14 protein-coding genes are annotated in these 17,173 nt (G+C 63.9%); 11 read left to right on the forward strand and 3 right to left on the reverse strand.

From position 1 onward, the window contains the following. The 5 genes from B2J89_RS22480 to B2J89_RS06975 form a co-directional block, all read left to right on the forward strand. Positions 1-212 (forward strand): hypothetical protein (locus tag B2J89_RS22480; protein ID WP_205763737.1); only part of this gene is annotated, 212 nt, incomplete at its 5' end. A gap of 512 nt (positions 213-724) precedes the next feature. After that, a complete protein-coding gene (locus B2J89_RS06960) occupies positions 725-1,027 on the forward strand; it encodes a DUF202 domain-containing protein (RefSeq protein WP_256368379.1) in 303 nt (100 codons plus the stop codon). A gap of 21 nt (positions 1,028-1,048) precedes the next feature. After that, on the forward strand, positions 1,049-1,267 hold the full coding sequence (locus B2J89_RS06965) for a hypothetical protein (protein ID WP_169168419.1): 219 nt from the start codon (positions 1,049-1,051) through the stop codon (positions 1,265-1,267). Between the two features lie 262 nt (positions 1,268-1,529). Next, positions 1,530-2,756: a GGDEF domain-containing protein gene (locus tag B2J89_RS06970; protein WP_169168420.1), complete on the forward strand. Its 1,227-nt coding sequence runs from the start codon at positions 1,530-1,532 to the stop codon at positions 2,754-2,756. Positions 2,757-3,022: 266 nt separating this feature from the next. Then, a complete protein-coding gene (locus B2J89_RS06975) occupies positions 3,023-3,802 on the forward strand; it encodes a GNAT family N-acetyltransferase (RefSeq protein WP_206042500.1) in 780 nt (259 codons plus the stop codon). Positions 3,803-4,774: 972 nt separating this feature from the next. On the opposite strand, the gene B2J89_RS06980 is transcribed toward B2J89_RS06975, so the two are convergent. Continuing rightward, on the reverse strand, positions 4,775-5,881 hold the full coding sequence (locus B2J89_RS06980; protein ID WP_169168421.1) for an AI-2E family transporter: 1,107 nt from the start codon (positions 5,879-5,881) through the stop codon (positions 4,775-4,777). Between the two features lie 251 nt (positions 5,882-6,132). Here B2J89_RS06980 and B2J89_RS06985 point away from each other — a divergent pair, with 251 nt between their 5' ends. From B2J89_RS06985 to B2J89_RS07005, 5 genes are all read left to right on the forward strand, one after another. Next, complete coding sequence (locus B2J89_RS06985; RefSeq protein ID WP_169168422.1) at positions 6,133-9,009, forward strand: 2-oxoglutarate dehydrogenase E1 component; 2,877 nt, start codon at positions 6,133-6,135, stop codon at positions 9,007-9,009. Between the two features lie 49 nt (positions 9,010-9,058). Further along, on the forward strand, positions 9,059-10,306 hold the full coding sequence (gene odhB, locus B2J89_RS06990; RefSeq protein ID WP_169168423.1) for a 2-oxoglutarate dehydrogenase complex dihydrolipoyllysine-residue succinyltransferase: 1,248 nt from the start codon (positions 9,059-9,061) through the stop codon (positions 10,304-10,306). Positions 10,307-10,396: 90 nt separating this feature from the next. Then, positions 10,397-11,824 (forward strand): dihydrolipoyl dehydrogenase, encoded by a 1,428-nt coding sequence (gene lpdA, locus B2J89_RS06995; protein ID WP_169168424.1) that lies wholly within the window; start codon positions 10,397-10,399, stop codon positions 11,822-11,824. 78 nt (positions 11,825-11,902) lie between these two features. Further along, positions 11,903-13,006 carry a cell division protein ZapE gene (zapE, locus tag B2J89_RS07000; protein ID WP_169168496.1) on the forward strand — a complete coding sequence of 368 codons (1,104 nt, stop codon included), beginning with the start codon at positions 11,903-11,905 and terminating at the stop codon, positions 13,004-13,006. Next, positions 13,003-13,656 carry a hypothetical protein gene (locus B2J89_RS07005; RefSeq protein ID WP_169168425.1) on the forward strand — a complete coding sequence of 218 codons (654 nt, stop codon included), beginning with the start codon at positions 13,003-13,005 and terminating at the stop codon, positions 13,654-13,656. The genes zapE and B2J89_RS07005 overlap by 4 nt, the downstream gene beginning before the upstream one ends. Before the next feature lie 27 nt (positions 13,657-13,683). Here B2J89_RS07005 and B2J89_RS07010 read toward each other — a convergent pair whose 3' ends face one another. Beyond that, positions 13,684-14,493 (reverse strand): PP2C family serine/threonine-protein phosphatase, encoded by an 810-nt coding sequence (locus tag B2J89_RS07010; RefSeq protein WP_169168426.1) that lies wholly within the window; start codon positions 14,491-14,493, stop codon positions 13,684-13,686. Positions 14,494-14,719: 226 nt separating this feature from the next. Between B2J89_RS07010 and B2J89_RS07015 the strand changes: the two genes are divergently transcribed. Next, entirely contained in the window at positions 14,720-16,780 is a 2,061-nt protein-coding gene (locus B2J89_RS07015) for an ATP-dependent DNA helicase (protein ID WP_169168427.1), read from the forward strand. Here the strand turns inward: B2J89_RS07015 and bamD are convergent. Then, on the reverse strand, positions 16,743-17,173 hold a 431-nt coding region (gene bamD, locus B2J89_RS22705), incomplete at its 5' end, for an outer membrane protein assembly factor BamD (RefSeq protein ID WP_240964764.1). The two genes, B2J89_RS07015 and bamD, sit on opposite strands and share 38 nt — an antisense overlap.

Genomic DNA, 17,173 nt, shown 5'->3' on the forward strand with positions numbered 1-17,173 from the left:
CTTTTAATCCGTTTGTCGTGGGTTCGACCCCCGCACGTCCCACCAAGATTAACAAGACGCAAGTGCTTGATTTCAAAGGCCTTCTCACGGGGGTCTTTGTTTTTTCGGCGTCGGACGCGGCTTTGATAGCACTGAGCTGCCGCGAGCGCTTACTCGCCGCAGCGAGGGCCGTTGCGCTTTCCAGTGTGCCGGTGTGGCCTGCAAAGGGCTAAAACCGGTCTCTGCACCCGTCATCCCATGTTGGAGATGACGAATGAGCGTTATGAAGAATGGAAGAGGGCCCTTGCGCGCCGGTGTCCTGCAGGGCTGCCTCAACGGCGGAGGTGCGGCATGGCGAAGCAACCCAAGCCTTTCCATACCGAGGCCGTTGGCGGGTCCAAGTGAGTCATCATTAATGGCGCGCGTCTCTTGCAGAGATTTTGACAGACACGCTGACGCCGTGCGGTGGGCTGTCGAGCAGCTCGCCAATGCCAATAGCGCGCATGCGCCGCAGCTTGGAGGGCCCAAGAAAGCCACGTTAGCGCAGGCGTTGGTCCATTACGCAGAGCACTACAGCGTCCTGAAAGGCGGTGTGGTTGCCGAACTCAAACGTATCAACGGAGCACCATAGCCATCCCTCTGATTGCTGCGATCACGCTGGGTATTGGCGTGGTAGTTGCACGGCTGCTCGTTGCGCAGGTACGAATTGTCATGACGCCTCTCGCGGCCGCCGTGGGACCCGGGGTTGCAGGCTGAGCGAACAGCTTTGGCGTGGAACCGCACTGGATTGGCCGTGCTGGCCAACGCATTGCTGGCACTGCGCTCGGGTTGGTCGAGCAGGGATATGTCCATCACCATCCTGGCCTTGGCGTTGCTGGTGGTATCGGATGCCGCTATTTTCTATGGCGCATGGCGTTGTCGGGAACTGTTGAGCGGTCAGGACAAGATTCCACTTCCGAAGACTGGAATCGCTACAGCTGCTGTCGTTGCGTTGGGACTATGTCATGGCTCTGCTTTCGTTTTATTGCAAGTCAATTGGCTGCTGTGATTGTTGGTTCATCTAGCCAGGGTGCTCTACCTGCTGGATCGGGGATGCCTGGAATTTGCTCGGCTGTTCGCCATCCACCATGCCCGGCCTTCTTCGCGCCCCGCGCCGAGCAACTCCATATTCAAGTGGCGTTACTCGCATCCGGTGGACCGCGCCAGCACGTCCGTCTTGTGCGATCAGTCCGGTGTGCTGCCGGTGTTCTACCCGACCGAGGAATTCAAGGTGTCGCCCCATGAATAGATTTCGAAGGCGTGCTAAAGGCTTATGTGGCGGCCTGGGTGTTTGGCTGTGCCTGTGGCCAAAACCGATACTTTCTGTGTACTTGTTAGCAGACTCCGTAGTCAAAGGACTGGGAATCCGCACGCAGATTATTCAACTGGCGTCGTCCTGCTCGATTACCGGTTGTTACACTGGCCGGCAATCCACCTTTCTTGGCCGTGTTTGCAAAGTGATGTAGCCCAGGTTCCTGGCCACACCGTCAGCTCCCCCTCTCAACGTCAACATGGTTGCAACCATTCTCGTCGGCATGCTGTGCGCACACCTGCTGTGCTTTTCGGTGATGTTTTGGCTCATCAGCAGACGCCTGCACGGCAAAAAGATGGGGATGGACTTTTTTGCGATGGGCAACCTCCTGTTGGGTTTTGCCTATGTGTTGCAATTGGCTGAAGGAGGCCCCGCCTGGAGCCTGATGAGTGTTGTCAACCACACCTTCACATTAGCCTCCCCAGTGGCTTACGGGCTGGGTGCCATGCGTTTTTTTGGGCACTCCGTCCCTTTGTGGCGTCCACTGCTTGCATTCGCCGTGACCTACGGCGCCGCGCAGGTGCTGGTGCAATGGAGCCTGGGCCCGGCTGCCCGCTACGCCATGCTCTCGGGCATGTCCGCCCTGCTTTTCTTGGTCATGGCCATCACCGTGGTCTATGGCGTGCGCACCTTTGCCAAAGATTTGTATGGGGAGATGGTATTTTTTGCAGCCTTGATCAGCGGCATTTGCGTACTCAATGCACTCAAGTTCATGAAGATTCTGGATGGCGGCCTAGATGCACTGCAGATGGACCGCAATTTCCAGATGGTGTTCTACATCTACATGTCATCCCTGGCCACGGTGTTGCCGCCATCGATCGTTTGGCTGGTACTGCGCCGCTTGACCGATGACCTGCGCAACCTGGCTGCGCGTGACCCCATGACACAGTTACTCAATCGCCGCGGACTTACGGAAGCGCTGCAACGGTATTTCAACTCCAGCAAGGCAGTGCCTGCGCACTTGCTGATGGTTGACGTCGACCACTTCAAACGCATCAACGATACCTATGGCCACCAAATCGGAGATGCCGTCCTGTGCCATGTGGCGGAGGTACTTCGCACCACGGTGCGCCTTGGCGACTTGGCAGGCCGTATCGGCGGAGAAGAGTTTCTTGTCATCTGCCTAGACACCGACATTCTGGGGGTCATGCACCTGGCTGAGCGTTTGCGTGCAGCCATCGAAAATCAAGCCATCAAGATCCCTGGCTCCAACTATCCACTGCACTGCACGATCACGATTGGGGTTTCACACAACTTCGCTGGTGCACATGTCTTAGAGGACGCTATGCAAGAAGCCGACGCCGCCCTTTACCGTGGCAAAGCCGCTGGACGCAACCGGATCGAATTGGCGCAAGTCGCTCATGGCAATCAGCTAACCCAGGGCATGGGTACATCAACAACGTACCAGACCGACACGGTGGTTTAGCCTGCGTCCAAGGTATTTACCCATTTGGAGGACTGCATCTGTGGCTATCACCGGTGCCCTATGACCCGACAAAGCAGTCCTTGAATCCCCACGGGCGAAGGACTACGCTGGGTCGCTGTGCGAAAGTTAGTGAGCGGCCAGAAACAGGCGAAACGCCGCCATTGATTGGATGTTTGGCCCTCTCGTGACCCTATGCTAAACATTCAGGTGCCGTCACAGAGGAACTGCCCACGTCGCTCGTTGTCCGACCTGCGCATGTCGACGAGTTGGCGCGCGCCGAAGAGCTGGTTGCCCGCAGCATCAACGATCTGGCCGTGCGCCACGGTTTCGGATCGATCGCCACTTCGCGGCCTCCGCATTTCCAGCTGTTCTGCCTGCGAGATGACCCGCGCGGCGTGTGGCTGGCCGAGGATGATGGCGAGATAGTGGGCTTCGCCTTGAGATGGGTTTGCGGCCGGCTCTGGTTTCTGGCGGAATTGTTTGTTGCACCTGGCCGGCAGGGACTGGGTATCGGCAACCAACTGCTGGACCGCACCCTGCAGCATGCGCGTCAGGCCGGTGCCACGGAAAAGAGCCTGATTACCTTCGCCTTAAATGTGGTGTCTCAGGGGCTGTATGTGCAGCACGGCCTGTTGCCGCGCGTGCCCCTCCATTTGTGCAGCGCAGAGCGTGCGTCATTGGCGCGTCACGCGCAGGGCCCCGCGCTGCGCACGACGCCCATCCGGACGACCGCCGCCGATCTAGAACTGCTGCGGCAAATCGACGTCGCAATCCTGGGTGTTTCGCGAGAGAAGCATCACCGCTACTTGCTGAGCGATCCCCGGATGGAAGGTATTTTTCTCGAGGATGGAGACGTGCGCGTTGGCTACGCGTACGTTGCTGCGGTGGGTCATATAGGTCCCCTGGCAGTCAGGCATGGTCATGCGATGCCTGGTGCATTCAGGGCGGCGCTGGCCATGGCCGTCGCGGGGAAGGCAAAACAGATCTCCGTGTTCGTTCCCGGGACCAGCGATGCACTGGCGATCGCAGCCAGCCAAGGCATGTGATTCACACTTCCCATGGTGCTGATGTCGACACACGATTGCGGCAACTGGACACGCTATCTCCCGCGCAACCCGGGCTTCATGTGAGACCGCTTCAGACACGGAAACTCCAGGCGGGAATGTCTGTGATGGGTCGGTTCCGCACGTCCAAGTGATGGGCAAGCGGCCGTTTGCGCAGCGCCGGCAAGGTGGCAGGGGCCTACGACCGCAGCACCTCGTACAGCCGCCGTTTGTGCAAGCGTCGGTTGCACCTCCGATGACCGCTTGGCGCCAGCCATCGTGAGTTCGACGGCTGATAACCGCCGGCAGCAACCGCTGCATTTCTGACTCCTGGCATGTCTGCAGCAGGCTGGGTGCCGTTATCCAGTTTTGACGGATCGATGACCGCTGCCGCTATTACTTTTCGCGGGCCGAGTGACCGCTGCGCTGCCAGGACCGATCATTCCACAGAACTTTTGCATAGGACGACCAAGATTCGTGGCGCCACGCAGGTCAAGGGCGTTATCGACCCAAACGAGGCGCTTGTGCATCAATCGCAAAGCGATCTGTCATGTTCGTAAGTTCCGGATCATCCCCTTCAGGCAGACCGAGTTCATGAACCGACCGACCTGACTGCTTGATCAGAGAGAGTTTCGTCCTTGGCGGCGGCATGGTGCCATCACCTGTAACCGGTCTTGTCACCGTGAAGGTGGGTGGCAAGGACATGCAGGTTCCCTTCGTTATTGGTGGTGGTGGAGGCAAGAACGCAGACGGGAAAGCGGGACTGGATGTAGAACGCCCAATGATCGCAATCAAGAAAACTAAGCGCAGATCGTATTGGTACAGGGAAAAGGACCGATAACACTCACGGTGGGCCTGTGCGGCATAAGCCTCCAAGATCTATACAAGGCACCATCAACGCGTCTGCATTAGCGTAGTCATCCGGTTGTATTGCCAAGACAAAACGACCTAACTCCTGCGAATGTCCGTCGCCATTCAGCGCTCAACCTCAGGGAGCTTTGGGACAGGCCGGGCGGCGCGCGCAGGCACGGTTTGTGGAATTTCGGAGGGCGCAAACAAATCCCAGGTGGCGATGAACAGCGCGGCAATGACCGGGCCGATCACAAATCCGCTGAGGCCAAAAAGCGCCATGCCGCCGAGCGTGGAGATCAGCACGACATAGTCGGGCATCTTGGTGTCTTTGCCGACCAGGACCGGACGCAGCATGTTGTCGACCAAGCCGATCACAAAGATGCCGAAGGCGGTGAGCGTGATGGCTTGCCAGAGTGCTCCCGTGGCAAAGAAGTAAATGGCCACCGGGGCCCAGATCAATCCGGCGCCTACGGCAGGCAGCAGGGACAGGAAGGCCATCAATACGCCCCACAGCACGGGTCCCTGGATGCCCACTACGGCAAAAATGAATCCGCCCAGCAGGCCTTGCGATGCCGCCACGACGATGTTTCCTTTGACGGTGGCGCGGACCACGGTGGTGAACTTCTGGCTCAGCTTGCGCTTGTGGTCCTCGTCCAGCGGAATGGCGTGGCGTATGCGCGCTCCCAGTCGCGGGCCATCGCGCAACAAGAAGAACAAGAGGTACAGCATGATGCCGAAGCTCACCAAGAACTGGAAAGTGTTCTGCCCAATGTTCAGTGCGCGTGTCGCAATGAGCTGGCTGGCTTGGAGGGCGGCGCTGGAAACTTTTTGCTGCAACGCGGCGACACTGGATAGGCCCAGGCGGTCCAGCACACCCGACGCCCACGCTGGCATCGCGGCCACGACTTGCTGAAAGTAGGCCCCCATGTCCAGTTCGCCCGAGCGCAGCCGGTCATAAATATGGACGGCTTCCTGGGCCAGTGACACGCCGATGAGCGCCAGCGGCAGGATGACGACCACCAGGCACAGCGTGAGTGTGGTCAGCGCGGCCAGATTGCGCCGCGACGGCATGCGCTTGAGCAGGCGCTGGTGCAGCGGCGTGAACAAGATGGCCAATGCCATTCCCCAGAAGACGGCTTCATAGAACGGCCACAGGACGGCCAGAAAAGCCAGCGTGACGGCGCTCAGCAGCAGCAAAAAAACCTTGTTTTGCAGGGACGGTGATGTCATGGTGGGTAAACACGTTCTAAGGGTCAGTGCGATGCTGCGACTGTAAGCGAGCGCCTGGCGCGACAGCGGTGATAGCTGGCGTGGGCGCCGGCTGCCACCGCAGCCCTGGCGGCATGCGTTCGGTGGCACAATGTCGGCCGTACAAGGCCCTTCCCCAGCCACAGTCGCATCCGCCAACCGGTTCAGCCGTGTCGCGGAAGGTTTCTAAACCACCCTAATGCTTTCCAAAGGAAAGCGGAGGCCAGCGGAATATGAGCGAGACGACATCCGTTTACCAAGCCTACCAAGGCAACACCTATCTCTTTGGTGGCAATGCGCCCTATGTCGAAGAGATGTACGAGAACTACCTGGCGAACCCCGGCAGCGTTCCCGACACCTGGCGTGAATATTTCGATGCGCTGCAGCATGTGCCAGCCGCCGACGGCAGCGATGCCAAGGACGTGCCGCACCTGCCGGTGATCAGTGCTTTTGCCGAGCGGGCCAAGCAAGGCGGCACCAAGGTGGTCGTGGCCAGCCACGACGCCGAAATGGGGCGCAAGCGCACCGCCGTGCAGCAGCTGATTGCTGCCTATCGCAACGTGGGCCAGCGCTGGGCCGACCTCGATCCGCTCAAGCGCACCGAGCGCCCCGCCATCCCCGAGCTGGAGCCGTCGTTCTACGGCTTCAGCGATGCCGATCAAGAAACCGTGTTCGACACCAGCAACACCTTCTTCGGCAAGGACAGCATGCCCCTGCGCGAGCTGCTCAATGCGCTGCGCGAAACCTATTGCGGCACCCTGGGCGCTGAATACATGTATGCCACCGACCAGAACCAGAAGCGCTGGTGGCAGCAAAAGCTCGAATCCATCCGCTCCAAGGCCACCTACAGCGCCGACAAGAAAAAGCACATCCTCGATCGCCTGACGGCAGCCGAGGGCCTGGAGCGCTTCCTGCACACCAAGTACGTGGGGCAAAAGCGCTTCTCGCTCGAAGGCGGCGAGAGCTTCATCGTGGCGATGGACGAGCTGATCCAGTCGGCCGGCACCAAGGGCGTGCAGGAAATCGTGATCGGCATGGCCCACCGCGGCCGCCTGAACGTGCTGGTCAATTCGCTGGGCAAGATGCCCAAGGACCTGTTCGCCGAGTTCGACCACACCGCCCCCGAAGACCTGCCCTCGGGCGACGTCAAGTACCACCAGGGCTTCAGCTCGGACGTGTCCACCGCCGGTGGCCCGGTGCACCTGAGCCTGGCGTTCAACCCCTCGCACCTTGAAATCGTGAACCCGGTGGTCGAGGGCTCGGTGCGCGCGCGCATGGACCGCCGCGGCGACCCGCTGGGCCAGCAGGTGCTGCCGGTTCTCGTCCACGGCGACGCGGCCTTTGCCGGCCAGGGCGTGATCCAGGAAACCCTGGCACTGGCGCAAACCCGGGGCTATTCCACGGGCGGCACGGTGCACATCGTGATCAACAACCAGATCGGCTTCACCACCTCGGACCCGCGCGACAGCCGCTCCACGCTGTACTGCACCGACGTGGTGAAGATGATCGAGTCGCCCGTGCTGCACGTGAACGGCGACGACCCTGAAGCCGTGGCGCTGGCCATGGAGCTGGCGCTGGAGTTCCGCATGGAGTTCCGCAAGGACGTCGTGGTCGATGTCATCTGCTTCCGCAAGCTCGGCCACAACGAGCAGGACACCCCGGCGCTCACCCAGCCGCTGATGTACAAGAAGATCGGCGCCCACCCCGGCACGCGCAAGCTCTATGCCGACAAGCTGGCGGCGCAGGGCCTGGGCGAGACGCTCGGCGACGACATGGTCAAGGCCTACCGCGCCGCCATGGACGCGGGCAAGCACACCGTGGACCCGGTGCTGACCGACTTCAAGCGCAAGTACGCCGTCGACTGGAGCCCGTTCCTGGGCAAGAAGTGGACCGATGCCTCCGAGACCGCCATCCCGCTGGCCGAGTGGAAGCGCCTGTCCGAAAAAATCACCACTATCCCCGACAGCGTCACGCCGCACCAGCTTGTCAAGAAGGTCTATGACGACCGCGCGGCCATGGGCCGGGGCGACATTCCGGTGGACTGGGGCATGGGCGAGCACATGGCTTTTGCCTCGCTGGTGGCCAGCGGCTTCCCGGTGCGCCTGTCGGGCGAGGACTGCGGCCGCGGCACGTTCACGCACCGCCATTCCGTGATCCACGACCAGAAGCGCGAGAAGTGGGATGTGGGCACCTATGTGCCGCTGCAGAATGTGGCCGAGAACCAGGCACCGTTCGTCGTCATCGACTCCATCCTCTCGGAAGAGGCCGTGCTGGGCTTCGAATACGGCTACGCATCGAACGACCCGAACACCCTGGTCATCTGGGAAGCCCAGTTTGGCGACTTCGCCAACGGCGCCCAGGTCGTCATCGACCAGTTCATCGCGTCAGGTGAAGTGAAGTGGGGCCGCGTCAACGGCATCACGCTGATGCTGCCGCACGGCTACGAAGGACAGGGCCCCGAGCACAGCTCGGCGCGCCTGGAGCGCTTCATGCAGCTGTCGGCCGACACCAACATGCAGGTGGTGCAGCCGACCACGGCCAGCCAGATCTTCCACGTGCTGCGCCGCCAGATGGTGCGCGACCTGCGCAAGCCGCTGATCATCATGACGCCGAAGTCGCTGCTGCGGAACAAGGATGCGACCTCGCCGCTGTCGGAGTTCACCAAGGGCGGTTTCCAGACCGTGATTCCGGAGCAGAACGAAGCCGTCGTGCGCAATGCCGCCAAGGTCAAGCGCGTGGTGGCCTGCTCGGGCAAGGTGTACTACGACCTCGTGAAAAAGCGTGCCGAGCGCGAAGACGACGATGTGGCCATCATCCGCGTCGAGCAGCTGTACCCGTTCCCGCACAAGGCCTTCGGCGCCGAGATCAAGCGCTACCCGAACGCCACCGAGGTCGTGTGGTGCCAGGATGAGCCACAGAACCAGGGCGCCTGGTTCTTCATCCAGCACAACATCCACGAGAACATGATCGACGGCCAGAAGCTCGGCTACTCCGGCCGCGCCGCGTCCGCGTCGCCCGCCGTCGGCTACTCGCATTTGCACCAGGAACAGCAAAAGGCGCTGGTCGATGGCGCCTTCGGCAAGCTCAAGGGTTTTGTGCTGACCAAGTAAGGCCAGCGACCCGACACCAGAACAGAACCCTATTTTCGAAAGAATCCCAATGGCTATCGTAGAAGTCAAAGTTCCCCAACTGTCCGAGTCCGTGGCCGAGGCCACCATGCTGACCTGGAAGAAGAAGGCCGGTGAGGCCGTCGCCATCGATGAAATCCTGATCGAGATCGAAACCGACAAGGTCGTGCTGGAAGTGCCCGCACCCGCTGCCGGTGTGCTCACGGAAATCGTGCAGGCCGACGGCGCTACGGTGGTGGCCGAGCAGCTGATCGCCAAGATCGACACCGAAGCAGTGGCTGGCGCCGCTGCACCCGCTGCGGCGCCGGCCGCCGCAGTGGCTGCTGCTCCCGCTGCAGCCACTGCGAACAAGGGCGACGTGGCCATGCCTGCGGCAGCCAAGCTGCTGGCCGAGAACAACTTGTCGGTGTCTGCCGTGGCCGGCACCGGCAAGGACGGTCGTGTGACCAAGGGCGACGTGCTTGGCGCCGTGGCCGCAGGTGCTGCAAAATCTGTAGCTGCCAGCGCAATCCCCACCGGCGTTCCGACCAAATCTCTGCCCCAAGTGGCAGCGCCTTCGCCGGTGCAGAATCTGGGTGACCGACCCGAGCAGCGCGTGCCCATGAGCCGCCTGCGCGCCCGCGTGGCCGAGCGCCTGCTGCAGTCGCAATCGACCAACGCCATTCTGACCACGTTTAACGAAGTGAACATGGCGCCTGTGATGGAGCTGCGCAAGAAGTTCCAGGACAGCTTCACCAAGGAGCATGGCGTCAAGCTCGGTTTCATGTCCTTCTTTGTGAAGGCGGCAGTGCACGCGCTCAAGAAGTTCCCGGTCATCAACGCCAGCGTGGACGGCAGCGACATCGTCTACCACGGCTACTTCGACATCGGCATTGCCGTGGGCAGCCCGCGTGGCCTGGTGGTGCCGATCCTGCGCAATGCCGACCAGATGAGCTTTGCCGACATCGAGAAGAAGATCGCCGAATTCGGCAAGAAGGCGGCCGAAGGCAAGCTGGGCATTGACGACATGACCGGCGGCACCTTCTCCATCAGCAACGGCGGCACCTTCGGCTCGATGATGTCCACCCCCATCATCAACCCGCCCCAGTCGGCCATCCTGGGCGTGCACGCCACCAAGGACCGCGCCGTGGTCGAAAACGGCCAGATCGTCGTCCGCCCGATGAACTACCTGGCCATGTCATACGACCACCGCATCATCGACGGCCGCGAAGCCGTTCTGGGCCTGGTGGCCATGAAGGACGCGCTGGAAGACCCGTCGCGCCTGCTGTTCGACATCTAAGCGCTAGAACCTGGTGAACCCACCCGTGCGGCACGGCCTGAAGGTCCAGCCCGGGGTGGGTTTTTTGACAACCGATTGGGTGAGATTCATATGAGCAAACAATTTGACGTCGTCGTGATCGGCGCCGGCCCCGGCGGCTACATCGCCGCCATTCGCGCGGCGCAGCTGGGCTTCAACGTGGCCTGCATCGACGAGTGGAAGAACGACAAGGGCGGCCCCGCGCTTGGCGGCACCTGCACCAACGTGGGCTGCATTCCGTCCAAGGCGCTGCTGCAGTCGTCCGAGCATTTCGAGCACGCCAACAAGCACTTTGCCGACCATGGCATCACCGCCACCGGTGTGAAGATCGACGTGGCCAAGATGGTCGGTCGCAAGGACACCGTGGTCAAACAGAACAACGACGGCATCCTGTACCTGTTCAAGAAGAACAAGGTCAGCTTCTTCCACGGCCGCGGCGCGTTTTCCAAGGCCGTCGACGGTGGCTACGAAATCGCGGTGTCGGGCAGTGCGCCCGAAACCCTGGTCGCCAGGCAGATCGTCGTGGCCACGGGCTCCAACGCGCGCGCGCTGCCGGGCGTGCCGTTCGATGAAGAGCATGTGCTGTCCAACGACGGCGCGCTGCGCATCGGCGCGGTGCCCAAGAAGATGGCGCTGATCGGCTCGGGCGTGATCGGGCTGGAGATGGGTTCGGTCTGGCGCCGCCTGGGCTGCGACGTGACCATCCTCGAAGGCCTGCCTACGTTCCTGGGCGCGGTGGACGAGCAGATCGCCAAGGAAGCCAAGAAGGCGTTCGACAAGCAGGGTCTGAAGATCGAACTGGGCGTGAAGGTCGGCGACGTCAAGGTCGGCAAGAAGGGCGTGAGCGTGGCCTACACCAATGCCAAGGGCGAGGCGGCCAGCCTGGACGTGGACAAGCTCATCGTCTCGATCGGCCGCGTGCCCAACACCAACGGCCTGAACGCCGAAGCCGTGGGCCTGCAGCTCGACGAGCGCGGCGCCATCGTGGTCGATGACGACTGCAAGACCAACCTGCCGGGCGTCTGGGCGGTGGGCGATGTGGTGCGCGGCCCGATGCTCGCGCACAAGGCCGAGGAAGAGGGCGTGGCCGTGGCCGAGCGCATGGCCGGCCAGCACGGGCACGTCAACTTCAACACCGTGCCCTGGGTGATCTACACCAGCCCCGAAATTGCCTGGGTGGGCCGCACCGAGCAGCAGCTCAAGGCCGACGGCGTGAAGTACAAGGCCGGCACCTTCCCGTTCCTGGCCAACGGCCGCGCGCGCGCGCTGGGCGACACGACCGGCATGGTCAAGTTCCTGGCCGACGCCACGACGGACGAAATCCTGGGCGTGCACATGGTGGGACCGCAGGTCAGCGAGCTGATCTCCGAGGCTGTGGTGGCTATGGAGTTCAAGGCGAGCAGCGAAGACATTGCGCGCATCTGCCACGCCCACCCTTCGCTGTCGGAAGCCACCAAGGAAGCCGCGCTCGCGGTGGACAAGCGCACGCTCAATTTCTAAGTTTTGAGTGAAATTGGCCTCTAGCGCTTGCTGGTCAAGCGCTGGTAGCTATCAAAAAAATAGTGAAGAGGCGCCATCCTGTCTGTTTCCGTGATCCAGGCCTACGAGGCCGAACTGGCCGCCAAGGGCTTCCAGAGCGACCCCGCGCAGTTGCGCGCCGTGCAGGCACTGCAGCGCTGCGCCAACGACTGGGCGGCGTACAAGGCGCGGCGCTCCAGCGCGCTCAAGAAGCTGATCAACCGTCCCGACATTCCGCGCGGCGTCTACATGTACGGCGGGGTGGGGCGCGGCAAGAGCTTTCTGATGGACTGCTTTTTCAACGCCGTCCCGCTCAAGCGCAAGGTGCGCCTGCACTTCCACGAATTCATGCGCGAGGTGCACCGCGAGCTCGCCGGCCTGCAGGGCACGCAGAACCCGCTCGATGTGCTGGGAGCCCGCATCGCCAAGCGCTACAAGCTCATCTGCTTCGACGAGTTCCATGTGGCCGACATCACCGACGCGATGATCCTCCACCGCCTGCTGGCGGCGCTGTTCGACAACGGCGTGGGCTTTGTCACCACGTCCAACTTCGAGCCCGACGGCCTGTACCCGAACGGGCTGCACCGCGATCGCATCCTGCCGGCGATTGCACTGCTCAAGGAACGCCTGGAGGTGCTCAACGTCGACAACGGCACCGACTACCGGCGCCGCACCATGGAGCAGGTCAGGCTCTACCACACGCCGCTGGGGCCGCAGGCCGACGCCGAGATGCAGCAGGCCTTCGAGCGGCTGGCCGAGGTGCGCGACGAAGACCCCGTGCTGAAGATCGAGGCCCGCGAGATACGCGCCCGGCGCAAGGCGGGCGGCGTGGTCTGGTTCGATTTCAACACCCTGTGCGGCGGTCCGCGTTCGCAGAACGACTACCTGGAAATTGCCAGCCAGTTCCACACCGTGCTGCTGTCCGACGTGCCCTACATGCCGGTGAGCATGGCGTCGCCCGCGCGGCGCTTCACGTGGCTCATCGATGTGCTCTATGACCGGCGCGTCAAACTCATCCTGTCGGCCGCCGTGCCGCCCGAGCAGCTCTACACCGAGGGGCCGCTGGCGCACGAGTTTCCGCGCACGGTTTCGCGCCTCAACGAGATGCAGTCGCGCGAATTCCTGGCGCTGGACCGGCGCGTCGTGGATACTGGCCTGACATGAAAACCCTGCCTTTCCTGCGCTGCGTGGGTGGCGCCTGGTTGCTGCTGGGGCTGGCCGGCGCACACGCACAGACGCCCACCGCCCACGCCGACGCCGACGCGGCGGCGGCCGCAGCGCGCGCGCAGGAGAGCGAAAGCCTGCAGCGCGAGCGCGAGGCCATCGACAGGGCATTGCAGCAGGCCGAGAAGGGCTGCTACCAGCGCTTTGCGGTGGAGGATTGCCTGCGCGAGGCGCGCCGCAGTGCGCGCGAGGCCCGCGCCCGGGTGCGCCAGCGTCAACTGGTGCTGGACGAGGCGGAGCGCCGCGAACGCGCCGCGCAGCGCCTCAGCGAGATCCAGGAACGCGAGAGCACGCGCGTGCCGCCCACGCCCCCCCCAAGCGCGTCCGCCGAGCCTGCGCGGCGCCCCACCCAGGCCGATATCGACCGCCAGGCACAGGAGCGCGCGCGCACGCAGCAGGACAGGCGTGCCGCGCAGCAGGCGCGTCAGGCGCAGGCCCGGGAGGCGGCGGCGCAGGCCGAGGCCGCGCGCGAGAAACAGCTGCAAAAACAGCAGGCGGCCGCTGAACACAAGGCCCGTGTGCTGAAGTCGCAGGCCGACAAGGCGTCAGCGGGCCAGAAACCCGCCGCACCCTTGCCACCGCCCCCGTAAGCGCTGCCTGCGCGGGCACACAGGACGTCACGGCGTCTGCGCGCTGCCCCATGCGGCCAGGCGTGCATCCTTTTTGCCGTCGTACAAGGGTTCGATCTTGACGACCACGAGCGAAAGGTTGTCGCCCGCACCGCGCGCGCGCGCGCGCGCCTTCTCGATCAGAAATTCGGTCGCCTCGCGCGGCGTGAGCGACTCCAACACCGACGCCAGTTCAGACGGTGAAAAGTAATGCCACACGCCGTCGCTGCAGGCGAGCAGCACATCGCCCGGTTGCAGTTGGGCGATAGTGTAGCCGGCGATGGGCGGATCGCTTTCCGTGCCCAGGCAGCCCACCAGGATGTTGGCGTGCGGGTGCACCAGGGCCTCGGCTTCGGTGAGTTCACCGCGGTCGACCAGTGCCTGGACATACGAGTGGTCGCTGGTGCGCTGCAGCAGCCGCCCGCCGCTGAAGTGATAGATGCGCGAGTCGCCGGCATGCACCCAGTGGCAGTCGCCGCGCGGGTTGATGAGGAAGGCGGCCACCGTGCTGTGCGGCTCTTGCTCGGCGGTGATGGCGGTCAGCCGGATGACGATGTGGGCCTCCTGCACCATGTTCCGTAGCACTGCGGCCGGATCGTCCGAGTCGGGGTCGTAGCGCTCGAACAGCTGGCGTGCCGTCATCATCACCTGGTCGGAAGCCTTGCGCCCGCCGCTGCGCCCGCCCATGCCGTCGGCCACCACGGCGAGCACGCAGCCGTTGTGCCGCGGGTGGGAGAGCACGACGACCTGGTCTTGCTGGTAGTCGCGGTCACCCTTGTGGATGCCGGTCGAGGCGGTGAGGCGAAACGCTTTGGACATGCGCAAGGGTAGGGCAGTGGGAAGAACGGTAGGGCGTGTGGGCTGGGCGGGCGAAGCACGTATTATCGGCAGCCGCGTGACATTTCTACCATCGCCGTACGCCGATCGCCGCCATTCCCTTGGAACCTTCCTTTTTTCTCCTCGCGCGTGAGCGCGGCGGCCTCATGCGGCTGTGCCTGCGCAGCCCTGCGCGACGGTCCCTCCGTCCGGTGACAAGGGGCGCGCCATGACGGTGGTAGCTGCCGTGCAGCACGCGTTTGCGGCCGACGGCGTGCTCGCACGCACCCAGGCCAACTTCCGGCCCCGCGAAGGTCAGACCGCCATGGCGCTGGCGGTGGCCGAGGCCATCGAAGCGGGCGGGGCGCTGGTGGTCGAGGCCGGCACGGGTGTGGGCAAGACCTTTGCCTATCTGGTGCCTGCGCTGCTGAGCGGCGAGCGCGCGCTGCTGTCCACCGCCACCAAGGCCTTGCAAGACCAGCTGTATGCGCGCGATCTGCCGCAGCTCTTGCAGGCCCTGGGCCTGCCGCTGCGCATTGCGCTGCTCAAGGGGCGCAGCAGCTACCTGTGCCACCACCGTCTGGGCCTGGCCCGCCAGCACCCGGCGGCGCAAGAGGGGGCGGTGCTGCGCGCGTTGGCCGATATCGAGCAATGGGCCCACGGCACGCGCAGCGGTGATCTGGCCGAGCTGCCGGCGCTGGACGAGCGTTCGCCCGCCATCCCGCTCGTCACATCGAGCCGCGACAACTGCCTGGGCGCGCCATGTCCGAGTTTTCAGCGCTGCCATGTCAACCTGGCGCGGCGCGAGGCGCTGGCCGCCGATGTCGTCGTCATCAACCACCACCTGTTCTTTGCCGATGTGGCGGTGCGCGAATCAGGCGTGGCAGAACTGTTGCCCACGGTGGGCGCGGTGGTCTTTGACGAGGCGCACCAGCTCAACGAGATCGGTGTGCAGTTTCTGGGGACGCAGGTGGGCACGGGGCAGTTGCTCAATTTGGTGCGGGACCTGCTGGCCACCGGCCTGAAGTTGGCCCGGGGCCTGGTGGACTGGCAGGGGGTGGCGGCGCAGGTGGAGCGCGCAGCGCGCGATTTGCGCCTGGCCGCTGGGCCGGCGCGCTCGGGCGCGCGCCTGCGCTGGTTCGATGGCCTCCCCGAGGGCGTGCCCGCGGCGGCGTGGCGGTCGGCGCTGCAGCAGGTGGTGCATGCCCTCGCCCTGGCGCAGCAGGCACTCGACCTGGTGACCGAAAGCGCCCCCGATTTTGTGCGCCTGCAGGAGCGATGCGTGGCCTTGCACGCGCGCATGGAGCTGTTTGCCGGGCCCTGCGTGCCCGAGGCCGTGCGCTGGCTCGATGTGGGCATGCACCTGCGCATGGTCGAGTCGCCACTGGACATCGCGCAGGCGATGCAGCAGCGCTTGCGCGGTCCGCTGCCGGGGCCCGAAGGCAAGGGCGCAGGCGGCGATGCGACCGGTACGCGCGAGAGTGCCGCCCATCCCCGCGCCTGGATTTTTACTTCGGCCACCCTCGGCGACGACCCGCAACTGCGCTGGTTCACCGAGCCCTGCGGTCTGGAAGACGCCACGGTGCTGCGCGTTGGCAGTCCGTTCGACTATGCCGCGCAGGCCGGGGTCTATGTGCCAGAGCACCTGCCCAAGCCGTCGGACCCAGGCCACAGCGTGCAGCTGGCGCGCTGGGTGGGCGATGCGGCTGCGCGCATCGGCGGCCGCACCCTGGTGCTCACCACCACGCTCAAGGCCCTGCGGACCATGGGCGACGTGCTGCAGACGCGCTTTCAGGGGTCGGGCGCACTGGAAGTGCTGGTGCAAGGACAGTGGCCCAAGCGGCGTCTGATGGAACGGTTGCGCGCTGGTGCGCAGCCCGGCCAGCCGGGTTGCATTCTGGTGGCGTCGGCTTCGTTCTGGGAGGGCTTCGACGTGCCGGGCGACGCGCTGCAGTTGGTGGTGATCGACAAACTGCCTTTTCCGCCGCCGGGCGACCCCGTGGTGGAGGCGCGTTCACGGCGCCTGGAGCTGGCCGGGCGCAGCGCGTTCCGGGACTATTCGATCCCCGAAGCCGCCGTAGCGCTCAAGCAGGGCGCCGGCCGGTTGATACGGCACGAGTCGGACCGGGGCCTGTTGGTGGTGGGCGACACCCGGCTGGTCAGCATGGGCTATGGACGGCGCCTCATGGCGGCGCTGCCGCCCATGCGGCGCATTGGCGACGCGCAAGCGTTCGATGCGGCGCTGGAGGCGCTTACCAGACCTTCCACCAAGGCTCTGCCTTGCCCTTGATGCCGTTGGCAGAGAAACGGCTCTGCGGGTAGGTGGCATCCATCACGCGCTGGGCGTCGTCGCGCAACTGGGCCATGCCCAATGCATCGTAGGACTTCACCAGGATGTACAGCGCTTCTTCCAGGGCCGGCACGCCCTGGTAGTCGGTCAGGGCCTGCTGTGCCCGGCCAATCGCTGCGACGTAGGCGCCACGCTGGAAGTAGTAGCGTGCGACATGCACTTCGTATTGCGCCAGTGCGTCAACGATGTACGTCATGCGCTGGCGCGCGTCCTGGGCATAGCGTGACTCGGGGAAACGCGTGGACAGTTCGCGGAACGATTCAAACGAATCTTTGGCCGCCTTCTGGTCGCGCTCGGACAGGTCCTGCCGCGTCAGCCACGAGAACATGCCCA

Source organism: Acidovorax sp. SRB_24 (assembly GCF_012931925.1).